The sequence below is a fragment of the Nonomuraea antimicrobica genome, from assembly GCF_039536965.1.
GTDB lineage: Bacteria > Actinomycetota > Actinomycetes > Streptosporangiales > Streptosporangiaceae > Nonomuraea > Nonomuraea antimicrobica.
Genome location: NZ_BAAAZP010000031.1, coordinates 1 through 21,208, shown reverse-complemented (window position 1 = coordinate 21,208; position 21,208 = coordinate 1). Strand labels below are relative to the sequence as shown.

At 69.9% G+C, this 21,208-nt stretch carries 25 protein-coding genes and 1 pseudogene; 7 read left to right on the top strand and 19 right to left on the bottom strand.

Annotation, left to right across the window (positions count from 1 at the left end; translation table 11 throughout):
- Positions 1-59: 59 nt before the first annotated feature.
- A complete protein-coding gene (locus ABD844_RS09445; protein ID WP_344875062.1) occupies positions 60-668 on the top strand; it encodes a hypothetical protein in 609 nt (202 codons plus the stop codon).
- A gap of 64 nt (positions 669-732) precedes the next feature.
- Here the strand turns inward: ABD844_RS09445 and ABD844_RS09440 are convergent, their stop codons facing one another.
- The 5 genes and pseudogenes from ABD844_RS09440 to ABD844_RS09430 form a co-directional block, all read right to left on the bottom strand.
- Complete coding sequence (locus ABD844_RS09440; protein ID WP_344875060.1) at positions 733-2,181, bottom strand: MBL fold metallo-hydrolase; 1,449 nt, start codon at positions 2,179-2,181, stop codon at positions 733-735.
- A complete protein-coding gene (locus tag ABD844_RS53080; RefSeq protein ID WP_425568528.1) occupies positions 2,088-2,678 on the bottom strand; it encodes a class I SAM-dependent methyltransferase in 591 nt (196 codons plus the stop codon). Before ABD844_RS53080 ends, ABD844_RS09440 begins: the two co-directional genes overlap by 94 nt.
- A 13-nt stretch (positions 2,679-2,691) precedes the next feature.
- Positions 2,692-2,991, bottom strand: a pseudogene (locus tag ABD844_RS53075) (class I SAM-dependent methyltransferase); the annotation flags it as partial.
- Between the two features lie 94 nt (positions 2,992-3,085).
- Positions 3,086-4,711, bottom strand: coding sequence for an FAD-dependent monooxygenase (locus tag ABD844_RS09435; RefSeq protein WP_344875058.1), 1,626 nt, complete (start codon positions 4,709-4,711; stop codon positions 3,086-3,088).
- An 80-nt stretch (positions 4,712-4,791) separates the two neighbouring features.
- Positions 4,792-5,400: a TetR/AcrR family transcriptional regulator gene (locus ABD844_RS09430; protein WP_344875056.1), complete on the bottom strand. Its 609-nt coding sequence runs from the start codon at positions 5,398-5,400 to the stop codon at positions 4,792-4,794.
- A 96-nt stretch (positions 5,401-5,496) separates the two neighbouring features.
- Here ABD844_RS09430 and ABD844_RS09425 point away from each other — a divergent pair, with 96 nt between their 5' ends.
- Positions 5,497-5,865: a DoxX family protein gene (locus ABD844_RS09425; protein WP_344875055.1), complete on the top strand. Its 369-nt coding sequence runs from the start codon at positions 5,497-5,499 to the stop codon at positions 5,863-5,865.
- A gap of 133 nt (positions 5,866-5,998) precedes the next feature.
- Here the strand turns inward: ABD844_RS09425 and ABD844_RS09420 are convergent, their stop codons facing one another.
- On the bottom strand, positions 5,999-6,919 hold the full coding sequence (locus ABD844_RS09420; RefSeq protein WP_344875052.1) for an AraC family transcriptional regulator: 921 nt from the start codon (positions 6,917-6,919) through the stop codon (positions 5,999-6,001).
- Positions 6,920-7,022: 103 nt separating this feature from the next.
- On the opposite strand from ABD844_RS09420, the gene ABD844_RS09415 reads away from it, so the two are divergent.
- A complete protein-coding gene (locus tag ABD844_RS09415; RefSeq protein WP_344875050.1) occupies positions 7,023-8,042 on the top strand; it encodes a saccharopine dehydrogenase family protein in 1,020 nt (339 codons plus the stop codon).
- Between the two features lie 186 nt (positions 8,043-8,228).
- A complete protein-coding gene (locus ABD844_RS09410; protein WP_344875152.1) occupies positions 8,229-8,870 on the top strand; it encodes a DNA alkylation repair protein in 642 nt (213 codons plus the stop codon).
- A 9-nt stretch (positions 8,871-8,879) separates the two neighbouring features.
- On the opposite strand, the gene ABD844_RS09405 is transcribed toward ABD844_RS09410, so the two are convergent.
- The 11 genes from ABD844_RS09405 to ABD844_RS09355 form a co-directional block, all read right to left on the bottom strand.
- Complete coding sequence (locus ABD844_RS09405; protein ID WP_344875048.1) at positions 8,880-9,215, bottom strand: DUF1048 domain-containing protein; 336 nt, start codon at positions 9,213-9,215, stop codon at positions 8,880-8,882.
- 1 nt (position 9,216) lies between these two features.
- Positions 9,217-9,573, bottom strand: a complete 357-nt coding sequence (locus ABD844_RS09400) for a DUF1048 domain-containing protein (RefSeq protein WP_344875046.1) — start codon at positions 9,571-9,573, stop codon at positions 9,217-9,219.
- Positions 9,570-9,896 carry a PadR family transcriptional regulator gene (locus ABD844_RS09395; RefSeq protein ID WP_344875044.1) on the bottom strand — a complete coding sequence of 109 codons (327 nt, stop codon included), beginning with the start codon at positions 9,894-9,896 and terminating at the stop codon, positions 9,570-9,572. The genes ABD844_RS09400 and ABD844_RS09395 overlap by 4 nt, the downstream gene beginning before the upstream one ends.
- Positions 9,897-9,978: 82 nt before the next feature.
- A complete protein-coding gene (locus tag ABD844_RS09390; protein ID WP_344875042.1) occupies positions 9,979-10,599 on the bottom strand; it encodes a DUF1707 SHOCT-like domain-containing protein in 621 nt (206 codons plus the stop codon).
- 33 nt (positions 10,600-10,632) lie between these two features.
- Positions 10,633-11,994 (bottom strand): serine hydrolase domain-containing protein, encoded by a 1,362-nt coding sequence (locus tag ABD844_RS09385; protein ID WP_344875040.1) that lies wholly within the window; start codon positions 11,992-11,994, stop codon positions 10,633-10,635.
- 82 nt (positions 11,995-12,076) lie between these two features.
- Positions 12,077-13,285: a cytochrome P450 gene (locus ABD844_RS09380; protein ID WP_344875038.1), complete on the bottom strand. Its 1,209-nt coding sequence runs from the start codon at positions 13,283-13,285 to the stop codon at positions 12,077-12,079.
- Positions 13,286-13,362: 77 nt separating this feature from the next.
- Positions 13,363-14,127, bottom strand: a complete 765-nt coding sequence (locus ABD844_RS09375) for an ABC transporter permease (protein ID WP_344875036.1) — start codon at positions 14,125-14,127, stop codon at positions 13,363-13,365.
- Positions 14,128-14,136: 9 nt separating this feature from the next.
- Positions 14,137-14,901, bottom strand: a complete 765-nt coding sequence (locus ABD844_RS09370; protein ID WP_344875034.1) for an ABC transporter ATP-binding protein — start codon at positions 14,899-14,901, stop codon at positions 14,137-14,139.
- Positions 14,901-15,305, bottom strand: a complete 405-nt coding sequence (locus ABD844_RS09365) for a DUF1048 domain-containing protein (protein ID WP_344875032.1) — start codon at positions 15,303-15,305, stop codon at positions 14,901-14,903. Before ABD844_RS09365 ends, ABD844_RS09370 begins: the two co-directional genes overlap by 1 nt.
- Positions 15,306-15,307: 2 nt before the next feature.
- Complete coding sequence (locus tag ABD844_RS09360) at positions 15,308-15,637, bottom strand: PadR family transcriptional regulator (protein WP_344875030.1); 330 nt, start codon at positions 15,635-15,637, stop codon at positions 15,308-15,310.
- Positions 15,638-15,896: 259 nt separating this feature from the next.
- A complete protein-coding gene (locus tag ABD844_RS09355) occupies positions 15,897-16,799 on the bottom strand; it encodes an AraC family transcriptional regulator (protein WP_344875028.1) in 903 nt (300 codons plus the stop codon).
- A 101-nt stretch (positions 16,800-16,900) separates the two neighbouring features.
- On the opposite strand from ABD844_RS09355, the gene ABD844_RS09350 reads away from it, so the two are divergent.
- A complete protein-coding gene (locus tag ABD844_RS09350) occupies positions 16,901-17,692 on the top strand; it encodes a phytanoyl-CoA dioxygenase family protein (protein ID WP_344875026.1) in 792 nt (263 codons plus the stop codon).
- 8 nt (positions 17,693-17,700) lie between these two features.
- Here ABD844_RS09350 and ABD844_RS09345 read toward each other — a convergent pair whose 3' ends face one another.
- On the bottom strand, positions 17,701-18,162 hold the full coding sequence (locus ABD844_RS09345) for a winged helix-turn-helix transcriptional regulator (RefSeq protein WP_344875024.1): 462 nt from the start codon (positions 18,160-18,162) through the stop codon (positions 17,701-17,703).
- 93 nt (positions 18,163-18,255) lie between these two features.
- Between ABD844_RS09345 and ABD844_RS09340 the strand changes: the two genes are divergently transcribed.
- The gene (locus tag ABD844_RS09340) at positions 18,256-19,032 is read left to right on the top strand and encodes an SDR family oxidoreductase (protein ID WP_344875022.1); all 777 of its coding nucleotides are present in this window, start codon (positions 18,256-18,258) and stop codon (positions 19,030-19,032) included.
- A 24-nt stretch (positions 19,033-19,056) separates the two neighbouring features.
- On the opposite strand, the gene ABD844_RS09335 is transcribed toward ABD844_RS09340, so the two are convergent.
- Positions 19,057-19,743, bottom strand: coding sequence for a TetR/AcrR family transcriptional regulator (locus ABD844_RS09335; RefSeq protein WP_344875020.1), 687 nt, complete (start codon positions 19,741-19,743; stop codon positions 19,057-19,059).
- 35 nt (positions 19,744-19,778) lie between these two features.
- Between ABD844_RS09335 and ABD844_RS09330 the strand changes: the two genes are divergently transcribed.
- Complete coding sequence (locus ABD844_RS09330; RefSeq protein ID WP_344875018.1) at positions 19,779-21,152, top strand: FAD-dependent monooxygenase; 1,374 nt, start codon at positions 19,779-19,781, stop codon at positions 21,150-21,152.
- Positions 21,153-21,208: the final 56 nt, after the last annotated feature.

Here is a 21,208-nt window from a genome sequence, read left to right as displayed (position 1 = left end):
TCGGATGCGGGGCTGCCGAGCGCGGCCCCGCATTCCCGTTGGACAGCAGGATGTGAACAATGACCGACACGGAACAGGAACTTCCCGCGCAGAACCAGTGGGACCTGCTGGTCGAGCACGGCCGCGGGCTCCAGCTCGGCTTTCATGCCCTCTGGGTGGAGAGCGACGATCCGGAAGAGCTGGCCGGCCGATTCCGCGTGGACCCCGGCTCACGCCTGGAGTGCGACGTGACGACGCTCGCGGGAACGTACAAAGGCCCTCCGGCGAAAGGCGTCTGGATCGGCCCGCACACGCCGGGCTGGACCCATCTCTTCGTCTTCGGGCTGTCCTCGACCCATCCCGCGATCGGCGGGCTCGGAAAGCGGCGGGCCTTCCAGATCAAATTCTGGGGCGAGGTGGGTGAAGGGCTCGAGCCGCTGCACCTCCACTACGACGGGGAACTGCTCGGCGATGTCAATCCACCGTACGAGGAGGGCGGATACATGCACCTCCCCGACTACCGGCCCTTCACGGAAGGGCTGGCACTCGACCCCGACGGGGACCTGGAGCACGACGTCCACACCCTGTGGTGCGTGGTCGGCAGGATCACGGGACGCTTCGCGGACCGGGAGTGGTGGACGCGGGCCCGTACCTTCTACAGCGTCCCTGCCGGAGCCTGGGAACGCTGAACGACGCTGACCCCGACCGACACCGCGAGAGCTGTCGCCCGGCCCCGCGGTGTCGCTCCTTCGATCAGTTCGCGTAGGTCAGTTCGGCCTTGGTGATGGACGAGCCGTCCACGGTGAAGGCGTAGTTGGCCTCGAAGCCGCCCTGGCCGCCCGGGGCGAAGCGCACCAGGAGGCGCTGGTGGCCGGGCCGGTTCTCGGCGACCCTGATGACGGTGAGCGTGCCGCCGATCACCTCGGCCTCGGCCCACGCCCGGATCTCGGCGCGGCCGTTGAAACGCCGCCCCACGTCGACGAGCTCCGCGTCGGCGGCGAACGCCCCCGCCAGCGCGTCGAGGTCCCGGCCGTTGACCGCGGTGACGTAGGCGCTCACCGGCGCCAGCAGCCCGTCCGCCGCTTCCTGGGGCTTGTCCGCGCAGACGGCGGGGGTCTTCGCGGGGTCCTCGGCGGACAGCTCCCGTGCGACGGCCTTGATGTTCTCCTCCACGATGGTCGGCAGGTCCGCGACTGGCGGATGGCCGGGGTAGTCGCGTTCCATCTCGGCGGTGATCGACTTCTGCTCGCCGGAGCTGACCGTCCTGCCCTCGGGCGAGTCAGGGGCGGCGGCCGGACGGACCAGCCCGCGGAACCGCAGCAGGTACTGGCGCTGCTCGTCGATCAGCGTACGGGCCGGGCCCGCGGCGCCGTGTCCCGGGTACATCGTCCCGGCCCCAGAGAAACGCTTGCCCAGCGCGTCGAGGACCTGGAGCCAGCCGCAGCTCGTCCCCTCGATCAGCGCGGGCGTGACCTTGCCGGTCGCCAGGTCGCCGGAGAAGAGATCGCCGGTGTCGGGGCGGTAGAAGACGGTCGCGGTGTCGGACTCGCCATGGGCGAACGTGGCGGTCTCGAAGCGGAGGCCGCCGACCTGCAACGGCGCGCCGTCCTCGAAGGTCCTGTCGGCGTAGGTGACTTTGGCGGGAAAGTCCGCGTTCGCCGTACGGGCCAGCGGGTAGAAGCCCCGCTCGTCCTCCCGCATCGTCTTGTCGGTCTCCTTGGACGCGTAGACGGGGGCCTGGGGGAACGCCTCCTTGAAGGCGCCAGCGCCGCCCACATGGTCGGGATGGGAGTGGGTGAGCAGGATGGCGGCGACCGGCCTGCCGGTCTTCTCGACTTCCGCCACCGCTTTCCTGGCGTCGGCCGGCGTGCGCAGCGTGTCGACGAGGACCAAGCCCTCCGGCGCCTGGATCCAGTAGGTGTTGACCGAGCCCGGGTTGGCCGAGGCGAAGCGTCCCGGCTCCGCGCTCTTCGCGGACGGCGCCGGGGTCGTGCCGTCGTTCGTCGCGGTCGGTGCCGCAGAGCCGGCGCCGTTCGAACAGCCTGCCGCCAGCGTGATCGCGCATGCGCCGGCGGCGCTTGCGGCGAGAAGGCGGCGCATCCTCTGGTTCATCTGGAGCCTTCGTGGATCGGAGATGCGCTCGCGCTGGTCGGCGTGCGATGCCGTACGCGTGCAGGTGTCGATGACGTCCGAACGTTCCATGCGCCACAGAATGGCGGCCCCGAGGGGGAGCCAAGCAGGTGAAGTAGTTGCAGAACCGGCTGCAGGATCTTGCAACGCAGGTCAGAGCCGACCCCGCATGGGCCCAGTCGCTCGAGCCCGCCGACCGGCTGTCCGAAGGAGATCAGGATCTTGCTTGAGACGTGCGATGGGTCCGAACGCGGCAGTCGGTGTTGACGCAGAGGGCGAGCTCGGTTTCGGTGGTTCGCACGTCGAGGGCCTCTCAGCGGGGTTTCGGGAGGTGTGCCGTGGCCAGCCGGCCGCGGGGTGATCCGGTCGAGGAGCAGGTCGGCGGCTTCGGGCGGGAGCGCGTACAGGATGCCCTCGGCCAGCCAGGCGGCCGGCCGCCCCAGGTTGAAGCCCGACTCCGCCAGCGCGCGCGGCCAGTCCTGGCGCAGGTCGGTGGCGACCTCGACGCGGTGGCACGCGGCGGGTCGCGCCGCGGCGGTCGAGCACGGCGGCCTTGAACGCGAGCACATCGGCGAAGTCCAGCTCGAAGACCTTGGCGCCGGGCGGGCAGGTGAGCCTGAACGCGCGGGCATCCATGCCGCACGCCAGCAGGACCACCTGCTCGCATCCTCCTTCTGCGGCATCGAGGAGCGCGCGATCGAGGAACCGGGTGCGGACGGCGACCTGCTCGGCCATGACCCGCAGGAAACGTGCGGTCGCCGGAGAAGGCCCGGCGGCCCAAGGGGTGAACGCCGGGTCGACGGCCTGGAGGAAGTGCCTCGCGTAAGGGTCGTCGAACAGCCGGTCGGCTCGGCTGCTCTCCTGGGCGCGCAGGAGAGCCACGCCCAAGGCGGTCGCGCCGATTCCGGTCAGGCTCTCGGGGGTGGTCGGTTCTTGTGTCACGGGGTTGTCCAGCTCCTGTTATCGGCAGGCGGTGTCACGGGCGGGTGCCCAGGGCGAGGAAGTAGTCGCTCACGGGTGCGAAGTCGACGCTGTCGCCCCGGAAGCCGACGTACTTGTCCGGGCGGATCAGGTACAGGCTGGGGCGGCGCACGCCGTAGCGGTTGTGCGCCTCGCTGCGCAGATCGGCGAAGACTCCGTCCATGGGCTCGTGCGGCAGGTGGGCGCGGGTGATGACATGGACCTCGCCGTGCCCGGCCATCGCCTCGTGTGCGGAAGCCTGCCAGGCGGCCAGGGTGGCGGAGTCCGTCGTGCCCGCCGCGAACAGGACCAGGTGGTGGCCCGGCGTCCGGAGGAGGTGCCGCAGCGCCACCGGTCCCGCACGGTTCTCGAGGTAGACGTCCCGTACCAGCTCGCCGGCTTCCGGTCCGGTACAGGCGACGTCGCTCCACGCTCTGGCCTGTGACTCGTGCCAGCGTTCGGAGACGAGGTCACTGTCGCGGTAGTGGACGAGGTGTTCGCCGAAGGCGTTCGACAGCCGTTGCTGCACGGGATTGAGCCGGCCGAACAGGCGCAGCGCGTGCCGCCTGGCTCTGCGGGCGACCAGCGTGCTGCCGGTGGCGGCCTTCGTGGTGGCCGAGGTCGCCTCGACCACAGCCTTGACCACGGGCCGGCGTTCGGCCTCGTAGCTGTCCAGGAGGGACTCCTCGGCACGCCCGGTGACGACGAGCGCGAGTTTCCAGCCCAGGTTGTAGGCGTCCTGCATGCCCGTGTTCATGCCCTGGCCGCCCACCGGGCTGTGGCTGTGCGCGGCGTCGCCGGCCAGGAGGACCCTGCCCTGGCGAAGCCGGTCGGCCAGGCTCTCGCGGGCCACGAACGATGAACTCCACTGCAGATCGCGTACGCCTGAGTCCAAAGGCGTGCGTTCGGCGACATAGGCGGCGAAGTCGTCCAGCCCTGGGATCTGCGGCGGCCGGTCGTCCGGCGTGCTGGCCAGGATGCGCCAGTAGCCCCCGACCATGGGGAAGACAGCCACGAGGCCGGTCTTGCCGAAGTAGACATGGAAGCGGTCGCGCGTGAGCGGCCAGTTCACGGCGACGTCACCCAGGATGAACCCCCGCTTCAGGTCGGCTCTCTCCCGGGTGATTCCCGCCGTCTCGCGCACGGTGCTGTGGGCGCCGTCGGCGCCGATCAGCCACCCGGTTTCGCACCGTTCGCCGCGACCGTCCTCGTGGCCGAGTTCCACGCTGACGCCGTGCTCGCCGGGCTGCTGCCCGACCAGGCGCGTGCCCCATTCGATGGTGACTCCGAGTTCCTCGGCGCGCTCGCGCAGCAGCGCGACCGTCTGCCACTGCGGGATGCACAGGTCCAGCGGGAACGGGGAGTCCACGGCCGTCACGTCCATCTCGGCCAGGGCCGTCGTGCCCTGGTAGAAGTTCAGCGTGTGCAGCGGGACGCCTCGTTCGATGGCGGCTTGGGCCAGCCCGAGATCGTCCAGCATTTCCAGCGATCTCGCCACGATCGACACCGCTCGACTCTCCCGGTGGTCCGCGCGCCCGGCGTCGATGACGCGTGGGATCACTCCCCGCCGTGCCAGGTCGATGGCCAGCACCAGGCCGGTCGGCCCCGCGCCGACGATGAGAACGTCCGCGTTCGTAGTCACAAACCCATCCTTGTAGAACGAATGACCGTTCTTTTTAGAAGAGCATGCTCCTCCGACCGCCGTCAAGAGCGCATGCTCCCCTAGGGGGCGGCTTGCGCGGGCGCCGACATCAGGGCTCGCATGCCGTTCCTGAAGGCCGCCGAATCCGCGTGACCGAACACCGCGCGGCGCACCAAGAACCCGTCGACCAGGGCCATCAGGACATCGGCCACCTGCTCGGCCGGGACGTCGGCGGGGAGCAGCCCGCGCTGCTGATGCCGCGCGACAAGGCCACCCACCACACCGCGGGCCTCCACCATGACCTCCTTCAGCGCCGTGCACAGCGACGGCGATCGCAGCGCCTCCGACCAGACCTGGACCAGCAGTTGAGCCGACTCCTGCGAGCCGGACAGCGGCGGGCGCCCGACCCCCAGCACCAGATCGACGATGTTGTCCAGATCCGGCGGCCGCGCGCCGTCGTCCGCCTCGAACGCCGAAGCGACCTCCGCGAGAGCCTCGGCGGCGGTCGCCGCGATGATGTCGTCCTTGCTCTTGAAGTAGCGGTAGACGGCCCCCGCCGACAGCTCGGCCTCGGCCAGCACGTCCTGCATGGACGTGGCGTGGAAGCCGTTGTGGATGAAGCAGCGCCGGGCGGCGTCCAGGATCTGGCGGCGGCGGGCTTCGAGATGCTCCTTGGGCATGCGTGCCATGGACCACAACGTAGAACGAACATTCGTACTTGACAATCTCGCCAACCTCTCTCTAAAAAAGGAATGTTCGTTCTATTTACCGCGAAGGGTCGCACCATGTCGTTTGCCGCCAACACACTGAGCGCTCTGGTCGCTCTCGTCTTCCTGCTCGCCGGTGCCCAGAAGGTCCTGTTACGGAATCCCGTGACGGCCAACCTGCTCAGACTCGGGGTCGGCTCGACGATGACCCGCTCGATCGGCGCCCTGGAGATCGCCGGCGCGCTCGGGCTCGCGGCCGGCCTCTGGTTCAAGCCGCTCGCCGTGGCGGCCGCGGCCGGTCTCACGCTGCTGTTGATCGGCGCAGTGGGATTCCATCTCCGCGCCCGCGACTTCACGCACCGGCGCCACCGCTCCCACGCCGTGGCGCCCGTGGTGCTGGCCGTGGTCACCGGGACAACCACGGCCTTGTTGCTCGCGACTTCCTGAACGAGCGGTGCCCACCACGGCACCATCGTCGGCAAGCCGGCGCCCCGCTGACGACCAGGACAGCGCATGGCCCGCTCGGCTCGCTGATCAGGGCGATCGCCGATGCGCGGCCCGTGGACAAAATCCTGGGGCCTCAGCCAGGGTTGGCGTCAGTGGTGTCGCGGTAGTGGCCCGGGGCGGTGCCGAGTTCTCGCTTGAACGCGCGGGCGAACGCGAACTCCGAGGTGTAGCCGACCTGTGCGGCCACGGAGCGGACCGTCAGGTCGGTGTCGCGCAGGAGCCGCGCGGCGATGGTCATGCGCCACCACGTGAGGTAGGCCATGGGAGCGGACCCGGTCAGCTCCGAGAACCTGCGGGCGAACGCGGCCCGCGACAGGCCGGAGCGGCCGGCCAGCGACTGTACGGTCCAGGGCCGTTCGGGCCGCTCGTGAATGCCGTGCAGCGCCGCCAGCACCGCCGGGTCTCGTAGCGCCGCGCCCCATCCCGTGGCCACCTCGCCGGGCCGGTCGTCGTACCACGCGCGCAGGATGTAGAGGAGCAGCACGTCGAGCAGCGCGAGCACGGCCGCGTCGCCGCCCGGCCGGGGTCCGCCGTCGAGTTCCTGACCGAGCAGCTCGATCGCGCCGCGGAGCGAGGGGTGGCGGCCGATCCTGGCGGGGAGGTGAACGACGTCGGGGAGCCCCGCGAGCAACGGGTGCGCCCGTGACTGGTCCAGCAGGTACGCCCCGCACAGCATTTCCGTGCGGGGACCGTCCGAGGGCGGAGGGCCTTCCTGCAGCGGGGCCAGGGGAGAGCGCGCCCAGGTGAGCGGTGTCGTCGGGGCGTCCGCGATGGCGTGGCCGAGTTCGCGGGGCAGGAACGCGACGTCTCCGACGCCGAGCGCCACCGGTTCCCCGGTGACCGGTATCAGCCAGCATGAACCCTGAAGGATCACGTGGAACCCGGCGCCCTCCTGCGGCTGGAAGCGGACGCCCCAGGGAGCCCGCAAGACCGTACGCGAGGAGTGCGGCCGCCCGAGACGCATGGCGGTGATCGCGTCGCTGAGCACGTCCACACGATCGATCGTACAGACGAGGCGGCGATGATGAGACGGACGGATATGGACCGTGGACGTACGGTCATTGGGTGTCTCTTGGCGGCACCCTACGGTGATTCTCATGAAGATCGCCGTTTATGGTGCAAGTGGATTCACCGGCGGGCTCGTCGTCGCCGAGCTGCGTCGCAGAAGCGTGCCGGCGGTGCTGGTGGGCCGGGATGAGGAGCGGCTCAGGAAGCGAGCCGCCGAGTACGGGGCAGCCGACGTCCGGGTCGCGGGGCTCGACGACCCGGAGAGGCTGGCGGCCGCGTTCCGTGGCTGTGATGCCGTGGTGAACTGCGCGGGGCCGTTCAGCACCCGGGGCGAGCCGGTCGTACGGGCCGCCGTCGCCGCGGGATGCCAGTACGTCGACACCGCAGGAGAACAGCGCTACATCAAGCACATCCTCGACTCCTACGCCGACTCCAGCGTGACGATCGTCCCCGCCATGGCGGACGACGGCGGGCCCGGCGACCTCATCGCCGCCCTGACCGCCGCGCGCCTCGGCGACGGGCCGCTCGACGAACTGCTCATCGCCGACCTGCGGCTGCCCGGCGCGGCGTCACGCGGCACGGCTCGGTCGATGGCCGAGGTCGGCGTGCGGTCCCCGCTCGAGTACGCCGACGGCGCATGGCGTCCCGCCGAGGTGGCGGCCGGTCGTGCCGTCCTCGCCGTGCCGGGTGAACGGGCGGAGGTGGAAGTGTCGGCCTTCGCGCTTCCCGGGGTCGTCATGGCACCCCGTCATCTGCGCGTCCGCCGCGTACGGAGTGCCATTCGCGCCGAGGTCTCCGACCTCTTCACAGGGCTGACCGCTGACGTGGTCGAAAGCATCCCGGAGGTCCCGGAGGAGGAGGCTCGCAGCACCGCCCGATGGCTCATGATGGCCGAGGCCACCGACATCACGGGCAACCGTGCCCGCGGCTGGGTCACGGGGACGGACGGCTACCGGCTCACGGCGGTGATCGCCGTGGAGGGCGCGCGCCGCCTGGTCATGGACGGCGGCCCCGCTGGCGCCCGCACACCGGCCCAGGTCTTCGACCCGGCCGATTTCCTCGACTTCCTGACCTCGTTCGGCGTGACCTGGAGCGTCGAACGGGTCTGACCGGCGGGGGTCACGGTCGGGAGCCTCATCGGCGCACCCCTGCGGTGCAGGCGATCTGCGCCGAATCCGTCTACGGCAGGAGCCCGGCTTCCGTCTAGGCTGAATCTCGCAGGTGACGGACAGGAGGCTCAGGTGGCCGAGACGACGCTGACCGGGACGACGGTGGCCGGGGCGATGGCGGAGGTGATGGCCGAGCTGGCCGGCCTTGAGGACCCGAGGGTTCGCGAGGTGAACGAGAGGCACGGTGACGATCACGGTGTGAACCTCGGCAAGCTGCGCGCGATCGCGAAGCGGCTGAAGACGCAGCAGGAGCTCGCGTACCGGCTCTGGGAGACCGGTGACACCGCGGCGAGACTGCTGGCGATCCTGATCTGCCGCCCGAAGGCGTTCGAGCGTGACGAGCTGGACGTCATGCTGCGCGTGGCGCGTACGCCCAAGGTGCACGACTGGCTCGTGAGCTATGTGGTGAAGAAGTCCCGGCACTGCGAAGAGCTGCGACTGGCCTGGTTCGCCGATCCGGATCCGGTGGTCGCGAGCGCCGGATGGTCGCTGACCGCCGAGCGCGTGACGAAGCAGCCCGAGGACCTCGACCTCCCCCGGCTGCTCGACGTCATCGAGGCGGAGATGAAGGACGCCCCCGACCGCCTGCAGTGGGCGATGAACCAGTGCCTGGCCCACATCGGGATCGAGCACGCCGAGCACCGCGCCCGGGCGCTCGCCATCGGCGAGCGCCTGGAGGTGCTCAAGGACTACCCCACCTCTCCGGGCTGCACGTCTCCGTTCGCGCCCATCTGGATCACCGAGATGGTACGCCGCCGGCACGCCTGAGGCGTCTCGTCACGCGTCAGGGCCTCGCTGTGATCCTGGGGAATTTCCCATGGACTCCTGGTAGATGTCCGCGAAGGTACGCGAGTCCTTGATCAGTTCGTCGCAGAAGGCGGCGACGTCGTTGCCGATGAGTTCCAGGACTCCCTTGCCGGTCGCGACGCCCTCCTCGAAGAAGTCGAGGATCCCTGAGAGCAGGGACCCGTCGAGCAGCTCGACCGGCCCGACCTTGAAGAAGTACCGCTGAATCTCCTTGTAGACGATCTGGTAGTCCCGCGGGAGCGCCTTGACCCGCGCCATGTGCGCCCGCCACTGCTTCTTGCCTTCGATGATGTCCTGGATGCCCACGTCAGCCTCCTAGCCGACCCAATTTCCTTGCGACGTTCCTGTTCAACTGCTCGCGCCACCGGTCGCGATAGCTCCGGGCCCCTTCTCCGCCGGCCAGCGCCGCGCAGAAGCCCCCGATGTCGTCACCCACCACCTCGTGAATGCCCTGCCCATCGGCCGCCGTCTCCTCAAGCAGCCCAAGGGCACCGTCGAGAATCGGCATCAGGTTTCGACCGGTGAAGTCCCCGTAGGCAAAAAGGTGACCCTTGATCTGTTCCCACGCCGCCCGGTAGTCGGCCGGCAACGCCTCGGCCCGAGCTTCGAACGCCTTCCATTCCCTGGTGAGATCGTTGCCGGTAATGGTGTCCCAGAAGCTCATCTCCCGCCCTCCTTGAGCTTGTCGATGCGTGATGTGATGTACTCCCACTTCGCCCAGAACGTCGCGAGTTCTTCGCGCCCCGCGTCGTTGAGCGCATAGAACTTGCGCGGCGGACCCAGCCCGGACGGTCGTTTCGTCACCTGGACGAGCCCGTTCTTCTCCAGCCGCAGCAGAATGGTGTAAACCGTCCCCTCGACGACGTCGGCGAAGCCGAGTTCGTTCAGCCGACGCGTGATGGCGTACCCGTAGGTCTCCTCGCTGTCGATGACCTTGAGCACGCAGCCCTCAAGCGTGCCCTTCAGCATCTCCGTCAGGCCGTCCATCGTGGGTCCACTTCCGTCTCCTCCTGGTACTCTGTAGCGCAGAGTACCGCTATACGGTACCACAGAGTAGCGGGCCGGTTGTTCAGCGAGCTGAGTGCGGCGGTTGCCGGTGGACGTCGAGCCGGCCGTGCCGCATCCGGCCTGTCAAGCGGATGCGCAGGGTCTCCGGTGTGTCGTCGTCGGCGTCCCTGTTGATCGCCAGCGTGCTGTGCCGTACCGACAGCTCGTTGGCGTCCAGCACCATGCCCGGCGCGAGCACCAGCGCCACGTTGCCACCGCTCACCCGTAGCTCGACGACCAGCTCGGGCGCGCTGCGCAGCGCGCCGGTCAGGTCCAGCAGCACGTCGCACCACGCGGTGCGCAGCGCCAGCCGGTGCGGCAGCGTCCACCGGCCGTCGCGGCGCACCGAGCCGTGCCGCTCCTTGATGGTGAGCAGTTCGGCGGCCGGCTCGACCGGTGTCCCGGCGAGCGGCAGCGTGAGTGCGCGGTCGCTGCCTGGCGCCGCGATCAGGTCGGAGACGAGCGGGGCCAGCGCGTCGATGGTGCGGGCGGACAGCGCCGCCTCCAGCCGCTCGTCGAACTCGGCCAGATCGAGCCGGCCGTCGGCGACGGCGGTGCGCAGCAGTTCGGTGACCCGGTCGCGGTCCTCGTCGGACGCGCGCAGCGCCGGTGAGGAGGGCTTCCCAAGACCCTGTGTCGTCATCGGGTTCTCCCCTTCCGTGGGCCCGTGGTGGTGTCAGCCGAGGCAGGAGCGGACGGCCTTGGCCAGGTTCGTCACCCGCGGGTCGTCGGGCCGGTAGTTCCAGAGGTTCGTGACGTAGCCGAAGCCGACACCGGCGTCGGGGTCGGCGAAGCCGATCGACCCGCCGGAGCCCGGATGGCCGAACGAGCCCGGCCCGGTCATCGGCAGCGGCTGGCAGGCTCGCCAGAACCCGAGCGACATGTAGAAGGAGCGGTCGGCCGGGAGGTTCAGGCCCGGCGGCAGACCATGCATCGGTGTCGTGTCGGTGTGCACGTCCGTCATCCGCTCGACCGTTGACGGGTTGAGCAGCCGTACCCCGTCGACGTCGCTGACCGTGGCGGCGTACATGCGCGCGACCGATCGGGCGTCCGCGAGCATGTTCGCGGCCGGGAACTCGGCGGCGCGCCAGGCACGCGTGGTGTGATATCCGGGGGTGGTCAGGGCGCCGCCCAACTCGCCGGCGCGGGCTTGGACCGAGCCTGGAGCCCATACGGCGTTCACCCAGGCGGTGACCGTGTCCGCGTCGAGCCCGGTGGTCGCGATCAGCCCGGCCAGCAGCTCCTCCACGCTGAACGGGGCGGCGTCGTGGAGCCGCGCCACCCGCTTCTCCTGCTTCTCGGGGAGTCCGATCCAGGCGCTCAGTCCGAGCGGGGCGGCCACCTCCTCGGCGAAGAAGGTGCCGAGCGACTTGCCGGTGATCCGGCGTACGACCTCTCCGACCAGGAACCCGTACGTGACGCTGTGGTAGACGTGCTCGGTGCCCGGCTGCCACAGCGGGCTCTGGGCCTCCAGTGCGCGGATGACCGGGTGCCAGGCGCACGCCTGCTCGAAGGTCAGCGGTCCGTCGACGATGGGCAGGCCGGCCTGGTGCGACAGCAGCCAGCGCACCGGGATCCGCTCCTTGCCGGCGGCGGCGAACTCCGGCCAGTACTGCGCCACCGGGGCGTCCAGATCCAGCTCACCGCGCTGGACCAGCAGGTGGGCACAGATGGCGGTGGCGCCCTTCGTCGTGGATGCGACCTGGACGATCGTGTTCTCGCGCCACGGCCGGTTCGCCTCGCGATCGGCGAGGCCGCCCCACAGGTTGACGACGGGGCGGCCGCCCACGTAGACGCTGCACGCCGCGCCGACCTCGCCAGGGTTCTTGAAGTTCGCGCGGAACGCGTCGGCGACCTTTCCCCAGCCGTGCTCGACACCGCGTTCGCCATCGTCACCACCGCCACTCACGGAGGCGTTGGCGCGGCCGGTGAGTGCGGCGTGTGCGCCGGCGAGCGCACCGGCGCCCAGCACGCCCTTCAACACGGTCCGGCGCCCGACATGTCCATGTTCAGGGGTTCCGCTTGTCGTGTCTGCCATGACGCGATTCCTTTCTGGGGAGCTGAAACTCAGGGGACTTCTGGACAGGCGCCGGTCGACGTCGCCTGTCATCGGTGCGTGGTTAGGCGTCCCAGGTGACCGGGAGGCTCTTGACCCCGTAGATGTCGGCGGCCTCCGGGCGCAGCGCGACCTCTTCGGCCGGTACCGCCAGGCGCAGCGTGGGGAAGCGGTTGAGCAGGGCGGGGAAGGCGACGCGCATCTCGACGCGGGCGAGTTGCTGGCCCAGGCACTGGTGGATGCCGTGGCTGAAGGCCAGGTGGCCGCCGTCCTGCCGGTGGAGGTCGAGCGTGTGAGGGTTGGGGAAGCGTTCGGGGTCGCGGTTGGCGGTGTTGAGGGACAGGATGACGGTCGTGCCGGCCGTGATGGTGTGGCCGCCCAGCTCGACGTCCTCCAGCGCGACCCGGTAGAACTGCTTGGCGACGGACAGGTAGCGCAGCAGCTCTTCCACGGCCTGGTCGGCGAGGCCGGGGTCGGCGCGCAGCGCGGCGAGCTGCTCCGGGTTCCGCAGCAGGGCGAAGGTGCCCAGTGCCAGCATGTTGGCGGTGGTGTCGAACCCGGCCGACAGCAGGATGAGGGCCATGCCCTTCAGCTCCTCGTCGGTCAGGTCGCTGTCGGTGAGGTCGCTGAGCACGTCGTCGGTGGGATTGGCGCGCTTGGCGGCGACCAGTTCGGCGAGGTACTGCTGGGTCGCGAGGTAGGCGGCGATCAGCTCCTCGTCGCCGGCCTCGCCGCCGAGGAACTTGTCGATGTTCTCCTGGAAGCGGCCCCGGTCCTCGTACGGCACGCCCAGCAGCTCGCAGATCACGATGGCGGGGATGGGCTTGGCGAACGCGGTCACCAGGTCGGCCGTCGGCCCGGCCTTCTCCATGGCGTCCAGGTGCTCGGCGGTGATCTGCGCGACGCGCTCCGTGAGCAGCCGCATCCGGCGGACGGTGAACTTGCCGACCAGCGGTTTGCGGTAGCGGCCGTGCTGGGGCTCGTCCATCAGGAGAAACTCGCCGGGCGGTGCCGGGGGGACCTCGATGTCGCCGTAGTCGATGGTCGGGTGGTGGCGCATGAGCTCCTTGCGGGAGCTGAAGCGGGGGTCGGCCAGGATCGACCGGGTCAGGTCGTATCCGGTGACCAGCCAGCCCTGGTGCCCGTCGGGGAAGGGGAAGCGGCTGATCGGGCCCTGCTCACCGGCCTCGATCAGCTCCCTGGGCGGGTCGAAGGGGCAGCCGCGCTGACGCTCGGTCGGCATCGTCGCGACGGTGTGGAGGGGTTCAGTCATGATCTTTCCTTGTCTCGCGGCAGTACGTGTTGTGCGGAGCTCGAAGGGTTCGGTCAGGGAACCGCCACGCTCCCTGGCTAGGAGATCTTGCGGCGGTAGGTGTTCATGGCGAAGACGTAGGCGACGATGAGGATGCCGACACACCAGGCCAGGGCGATCCAGAGGTCGGTGCCCACCGGCTGCTCGGCGAACAGGGCGCGGACGGCGTTGACGATGGAGGTCACCGGCTGGTGCTCGGCGAAGGCGCGCACCGGGCCGGGCATGGTGGCGGTGGGCACGAAGGCCGAGCTGAGGAACGGCAGGAAGATGAGCGGGTAGGAGAACGCGCTCGCGCCCTCCATCGTCTTGGCGGACAGGCCGGGGATGACGGCGATCCAGGTCAGCGCCAGGGTGAACAGGATCAGGATGCCGGCCACCGACAGCCACGCCAGCACTCCCGCGCTCGAGCGGAAGCCCATGAGCAGGGCCACGAGCATGACGACCACGAGCGAGACCAGGTTGGCGACCAGCGAGGTCAGCACGTGTGCCCACAGCACCGACGAGCGCGCGGTCGGCATCGACTGGAAGCGCTCGAAGATGCCGCCCTGCATGTCCATGAACAGCCGGTACGCGGTGTACGCGATGCCCGAGGCGACCGTGATGAGCAGGATGCCGGGCAGCATGTAGTTCACGTACGACGTGTCCGAACCCGTTCTGATCGCGCCGCCGAACACGTAGACGAACATGAGCATCATGGCGATCGGCATGACCGCGGTCGTGATGATGGTGTCCGGGCTGCGGGTGATGTGGCGCAGGGACCGTCCCAGCAGGACGGTGGTGTCGCCGAAGAAGTGCTTGGTCATCGTTGTTCCTTATGCCTTCGTGCCGACGAGGGTGAGGAAGACGTCCTCGAGGGTCGGCTGCTTTTCGACGTATTCGACCTTGGCGGGCGGCAGCAGTTGCTTGAGCTCGTCCAGGGTGCCGTTGACGATGATCCGGCCCTCGTGCAGGATCGCGATCCGGTCGGCGAGCTGTTCGGCCTCGTCCAGGTACTGGGTGGTGAGCAGCACCGTGGTGCCGCCGGCGGCCAGGTCCTTGACGGCCTGCCAGACCTCGATGCGGGCCTGGGGGTCGAGCCCGGTGGTGGGCTCGTCGAGGAAGATGACCGGCGGGTTGCCGATGAGACTCATCGCGATGTCGAGACGTCGGCGCATGCCGCCCGAGTACGTGGACACCTTCCGGCCGCCCGCGTCGGTGAGCGAGAATTGGGCGAGCAGGTCGTCGGCGACCTTGCCGGGGTTTCTGAGGTGCCTCAACCGGGCGATCAGCACCAGGTTCTCCCGCCCGCTGAGTATCTCGTCCACGGCGGCGAACTGTCCGGTGAGGCTGATGGACTCCCGCACATCGGCCGCCTGCGTGGCGACGTCGAAGCCGTTCACGCGGGCGATCCCCGCGTCGGCCTTGAGCAGCGTGGACAGGATCTTCACGGCCGTGGTCTTGCCCGCCCCGTTGGAGCCGAGCAGGGCGAAGATGCTGCCGCGCGCCACGGTGAGGTCCACGCCGCGCAGCACTCGCAGGTCTTTGTAGGACTTCTCCAGGCCGTGCACCTGGATCGCCGGGGCTTGCTGTGTCGTCATCAGTCTGTCCTGTCCGTTCTTGTGGTGTTCTCGTCGGCGGCGCGGTCGATGGCGCTGGTGAAGCGGTTGCGCTCCCGGGTCCGGTACTGGCCGAGGGGGTAGTTGGCCATGAACGCCTCGACGAACTCCACGGGGTCGTCCCCGAAGATGTCGCGGACCGGGGTCTGGTCGGCGGCGCTCTGCTCGAACAGCTCGGCGAGGTCTTCGTACATCGCCATCGCGCCGGCGCCGTCGGCCGGCCCGAAGTGCATCAGGTACCGCTCCAGCGCTTCGACCGCCGTGCGGTAGTTCTCCGGAAGTCGCTTGATGCGCGCCTTGTACTGCCGATAGCGCTTCTTCTCCTCCAGCGACCCGGTGACGATCTCCAGGTACTGCAGGTAGCGGCTCTTCGGTTCGTCGGCCATGTCTACTTGCCTCCTTTGCGAAGCTGTTGGAGCCGTTCGGCCAGGAAGCTCCAGCTCTTCCAGAACTCGTCGAGGTACTTCCGTCCCTGGGTGTTGAGGGAGTACACCTTGCGCGGCGGCCCCTGCTCCGACGGCACTTTCCGCACGTCGACCAGGCCGCGCTGCTCGAACCTGATCAGCAGGGCGTAGATGGTGCCCTCGGCGATGTCGGCGAAGCCCCGGTCGCGCAGCCACGCCGTGATCTCGTAGCCGTGGGCGGGCCGGCCGGACAGGATCGCCAGGACGATGCCCTCCAGTGACCCCTTGAGCATCTCCGTCAGTTGCCCGCTCATCGTCATCCCCCTTTCAGCTACTCGGTGTTGCTGACTACCGGTACAAAGTAACACTGACTACTGGTACTTAGCAACGCCGAATAGTTGAGGTGCAAGCCGGAATCTTGAGCGTGAGTGCGGGCGGCCTGATCGCTGTTCGTGAGCGGGTGTCCATGGCGTCAACCATCGCCGGACGCGCTGACACCGGGCCGTCACCGCGCTGACACGGACCACCTGAAGGATGTCGGCGGGCGTGAGGGTGAAGGACTACGGGGGGCCGTCAGGGATTCTGGTGCTCGTCCGCCGCGCCGGGCCGGGGGTGGGCGGCTGACCGGCTGCGCCGCCGGTACTCGGTGGGCGTCAGCCCGACCAGCGTACGGAAGCGGCGGGCGAAGTAGGTCGGGTCGTCCCAGCCGACGGCGGCGCCGACCCGGGCCGTCGGCAGGGACGAGTGCGCCAGCAGCGTGGCGGCCCGCTCGGCCCGCACCCGGGCCAGGAAGCCCAGCGGCGTCAACCCGACGTACTGCCTGAACAGCCGGCCGAGATAGGCGGGATCCAGGTTGACCGCTCTGGAGAGGTCGTCCAGCCGCCAGGGCTGGGCCGGTTCCGCCTCGATCCGGGCGACGGTGTCGGCGACGGCGGGGTGGACGGCAGGCTCGAGCGTCTCTCGTTCGGGCTCACGGCCGTCGGACAGGACCCCGAGCACGGTCACCAACCGGCCGAGCACGCGGCCCGGCCGCCGCCGCTCGGCGCGAAGGTCCTGTTCGAGCAGGCCGATCTCCGTGATGGCCGCATCGGCGGCGGCCGGATCGACGGACGTGACGGCCACGCCGTGCGTGCCCGAGGCCACCGGGTCGGTCCAGAGCATCCGGCGCAGCATCGGCAGGTCGTACAGGGCCGCCAGCTCGGACCGGAGCGCCTGGGCGGACAGGCAGCAGTTGGCGACGGTGAGGCCGGCGCAGTCCGCGAACCCGTGCCAGGCGCCGGGCCGGAGCACGACGACCTGCCCACGCCGCAACGGGTGCGCGCCCCGGCTGGTCACGTGCCGGCCGTGGCCCGCTCCGATCACGGCGATCTCGAGGAAGTCGTGCGCGTGCTGCTCGATGCCGGAGGTCAGGTGGTGGACGCCCGCCATGACCGGGCTCCCGGCGAACAGCGCGTACTCGTGCAGGGTGGCAGGCATGTCGGAATCGTACGACCACAGGCCGGGATCGGCCTAGCCCGCGGGGGCCCATCGCGACGAGGCTTACAGGTGTCCAGAGACCAGAACCTTGGAGGTCAGTGATGGAAACGACCGCGACAGGGCGGTTCGCGAGCGACGTCGACGCCGACGGCAGGGTGCAGGACGAGCTCGTGGCGGCGTACCGTGAACACGGTTTCGTCCGAGTGAGGGGCGTGCTCGAACCCGAGCAGGTCGAGCGCTTCCGTGCGAGCGCAGAGGTGTTCCTGGCGGCGCACCGTGCCGAGAGCCTGGAGAAGCAGGCCGTCTTCAGCCAGTTGGTCAACGTCTGGGAACGCGACCAGACGCTGAGGGAGCTGACCTTCGACCGGCGGCTCGGCCGGCTCGCGGAGCAGCTCGCCGGGTTCCCGCTGCGGCTCTGGCACGACCAGATGCTGGTCAAGGCGCCGCACAACAACGCCGCCACGGAGTTTCACCAGGACCGTCCGTACTGGCCGCATGCGGGCGACCGGCTGCCGCTGTCGGCGTGGATCGCGCTGGTCGACGTTCCGCCGGAACGGGGCTGCATGACCTTCCTGCCGGGCACCCAGGACCGTACGGGGCTGCGCCCGCAGGACCTCCACCACGAGGAGGACCTGTTCGAGATGGACCCGTCCCTGCGCTGGATCCCTCGGGTCACCGTGCCGCTGCGGGCCGGCGACTGCACCTTCCACAGCGGGTACACGGGCCACATGGCGCTGCCCAACCGTACCGACCAGGCCCGTCTCGCGCACGTCACGATCTACATGGACGCGGCGACCCGCTACAGCGGGAGCGAGCACGTCGTGACCGACCCTCTCGGGCTCGCCGCGGGCGACCCGCTGGACGGCGACGCCTTCCCGCGCCCCTGGGCGTAGGCGGCGCCCTACGTCGAGCGGCTCGTCTCCCCGGGCCCTTCGACGCTGGTCACGGCATCGGGATCGACGGTCGTGGAGCAGGTGGTGCACGTCAGCTCGGGGGCGATCCGGCCGCCGCACCCGTCGTGCACCAGCAGTCTGGGCGACCCGTCGGGCGCGTAGTAGCGGTCTCCCCAGGCGACCATCGCCGCGAGCACCGGCCACAGGTTCCGCCCCTTGGCGGTCGGCACGTATTCGAAGCGGGCGGGCCGGTCGCTGTATTGGCGCTGGCTGAGCACTCCGGCGTCGGTGAGCCGGCTCAGCCGGTCGGCGAGCACGTTCGGCGCCATGCCCAGCGACTGCTGGAACTTCTCGAACCGCGTCATCCCGGCCAGGGCATTGCGTACCACGAGCAGTGTCCAGCGCTCGCCCACCACTTCCAGGGTCCGCGCGATCGAGCAGTTGATGTCTGGATAGGTCCGAGGCAGCACGAGGCCAGTCTAGCTGCTCCCTTGCGTGAAGAAAGGCGCCGTTCTAGGGTCGCTAGCGTGACGCAAGCAACGAGCCCGGGGAGGGTGAACCCGATGCCGAATGGGACGGCACGCATCGCCGTGGTGACCGGAGCGGGGAGGGGGATCGGGCTCGCGATCGTACGGGCGCTCGCCGAGGACGGGTTCGCCGTCGTCGCGGGCAGCCGTACGGTCACCGACGCGCTCAAGGACGCGACGCCGGACGCGGTGGCGGTCGACCTGGCCACTCCCGACGGGCCCGAGCGTCTCGTGCGGCACGCGATCGACCGGCACGGCGGGATCGACCTGCTCGTCAACAACGTCGCGGGCACCTCGACGCCCGCCGGCGGGTTCCTCCAGCTCCAGGACGAGGCGTGGCTGCACACGTTCAACCTGACGCTCATGTCGGCGGTCCGCGCGACCCGGGCGGCGCTCCCGAGCCTGCTGGACCGTCGTGGCGCGGTGGTCAACATCAGCTCGGTCAACGCCAGGCTGCCGCAGCCGCGCCTGGTCGCCCAGTCCGCGGCCAAGGCTGCGCTGTCGAACCTCGGCAAGGCGCTGGCCGAGGAGTTCGGCGCCCGCGGATTGCGGGTGAACACGATCTCACCCGGCCCGGTGTGGACAGACGTCTGGACGTCCCCGGGCGGGCCGGGCGACACGCTCGCCCGGCGGCAGGACATCGCCCCCGAGGACCTCACCGATCGGCTTCCGGCGGCCGTCGGCGTGCCGACCGGCCGGTTCGCCGACCCTGAGGAGATCGCGGCGCTCGTGGTGCTCCTCGCGTCGGGGCGCGTGGCCAACATGAGCGGCTCGGACCTCGTGATCGACGGCGGCATGCTCAGAACGCTCTGAGCCACCCCCGCCAGAATTCGCTCGTCACTTTGCCGTCTGCTGCGAGGCCGCGATCCCGGTGAGGATGCGGTGCAAGCCGTACGAGAACTGTTCGGCCGGGCTCAGGTCGGCGAACTCGGTCATGCGCGCGACCCGGGGATATGCGCCGCTCTCGACGATCTTGCGCATGTAGGGGGCGACGTCGGCGCGCCACTCGTCCTCGGTCTGACCGGTGCGCCGCCGGGTCTCCTTCTCGGCCAGCTCGCGCATGACCGCGCCGCGCACGTAGTCCCTGATCAGCCCGACGACCGAGCCCGCGTCGGCGGCGTCGGAGGTCAGCGGGGCGGCCGCGTCGAGGGCGTGCTCCAGGCCGCGCAGCCAGTTGGGGCCGAGCGATGGCCGGGTCGCCAGCAGCGGGGCGAGCCAGGGGTGCCGCAGCCACAGCTCACGCTCGTGGTGGGCGTACGCCTCGAGGTCGGCGCGCCAGTCTCCCGTCAGCGGCACGTGGTCGTCCTGCACCGCGTCGGCCATGAGGTCGAGCAGGTCGTCGCGGCTGTCGACGTAGCGGTAGAGCGAGGTGGTGCCGGTCGACAGCTCGGCGGCGACGCGGCGCATCGACAGCGCGTCGAGCCCTTCGGCGTCGGCGATGGCGACGGACGCGTCCACGATGCGCTCCACGCTCAGGGCCTGCCTTTTCGGCCGGTACGGCTCGCGCTCCCAGATAAGCGGCATGGACAGGAGTCTACCGAAGTGGATACAGTGTTCCCATGAATGGGCACACTGTATCCACAGATGTTCTGATAGCCGGCGGCGGATCCGTCGGGCTGATGCTCGCGGTGCTGTTGCGCCACCACGGCGTCAAGCCCCTCGTCGTCGAGGAGAAGCCGGAGCTGTCGCACCACCCCAGGGCCAACGGCATCGGGCTGCGGTCGGTGGAGATCCTGCGCGAGGTCGGCCTGGAGCAAGCGGTCAACGAGGCCGCGGTCGACTTGCGGGCGGGGAAGATCAGGGGGCGCACGCTCGCCGAGGCCGACTTCACCGAAGGCGTGGCGTGGAAGACGAAAGGCGCGGCCGAGTTCACCTACACGCCGGCCAGGATCCGCGGCACCTGCGCACAGAACCGGTTCGACCGCGTGCTGATCACCAAGGCGGGCGACGTGGAGTTCGGCGTGGCGCTCGACTCGTTCGAGCAGGACTCCGACGGTGTCACGGCGACCCTGTCCGACGGGCGTGTCGTGCGGGCGCGCTATCTGGTGGCGGCCGACGGTGTGCGCAGCCGGGTTCGGCAGATCCTCGGCGTCGGCCTCACCGGTCCCGGCGTGATTGGTCAGGAGACGACGAGCGTCCTGTTCGGCGCCGATCTGCGTCCGCGCCGGCCGTTCGCCATGTGCGACATCGAGCATCCGGACGCGACCGGCCTGCTGGTGACCGTCGACGGCGAACGCGAGTGGGTCTTCCTCACCCCCCTCGACACGGAGCCGACTCCGGAGCTCATCCGCACCGCGCTCGGCGACCCGTCGATCGAGGTGGAGATCCGCAGCGTGCAGACGTTCCGTGGGCGCGGCCAGGTGGCTGATCGCCTCTCCGTCGGACGGGTCTTCCTGGTGGGCGACGCGGCGCACGCCATCCCCCCACTGGGCGCGTTCGGGCTGAACGCCGGCATCGCCGACGCGCACAATCTGGCGTGGAAGCTCGCGCACGTGCTGCGCGGTGAGGCCGGGCCCGAACTGCTGGAGACCTATCACGCGGAGCGCCATCCGGTGGCCCTCATGACGATGGAGCAGGCGCGCCTGCGGTTCAACGATCCGTCCCTGCACTGGGGGAAGGACATGGCGGAGGCGCGCAAGGCAGCGGGGGCGATCAACGCGCCGGTGGTGCACATGGGCTACCGGTACGGCGGCGCGGAGCTCCCCTCCACCGAGGACGTCGCCCTCGACCTCGACGGGTCGCCGGGATCCCGCCTGCCGCACATGTGGGTGGCCGACGGGGTGTCCACGCTGGATCTCGTCGGATCGCAGTGGTGCGTGCTCACGGCCGATCCCGGCGTGGAGGCCGACGTCCCGGTGCACGTCGTGGACGGCTGGCCGTACGGGACGGTGCTGGTCCGCCCTGACGGTTTCGTGAGCCGTTCGTACGGCTAGTGGGCCGTCCCGGAACGTTGACCGGGTAATTGATCTCGGCTGGTGAACCCGTCAGG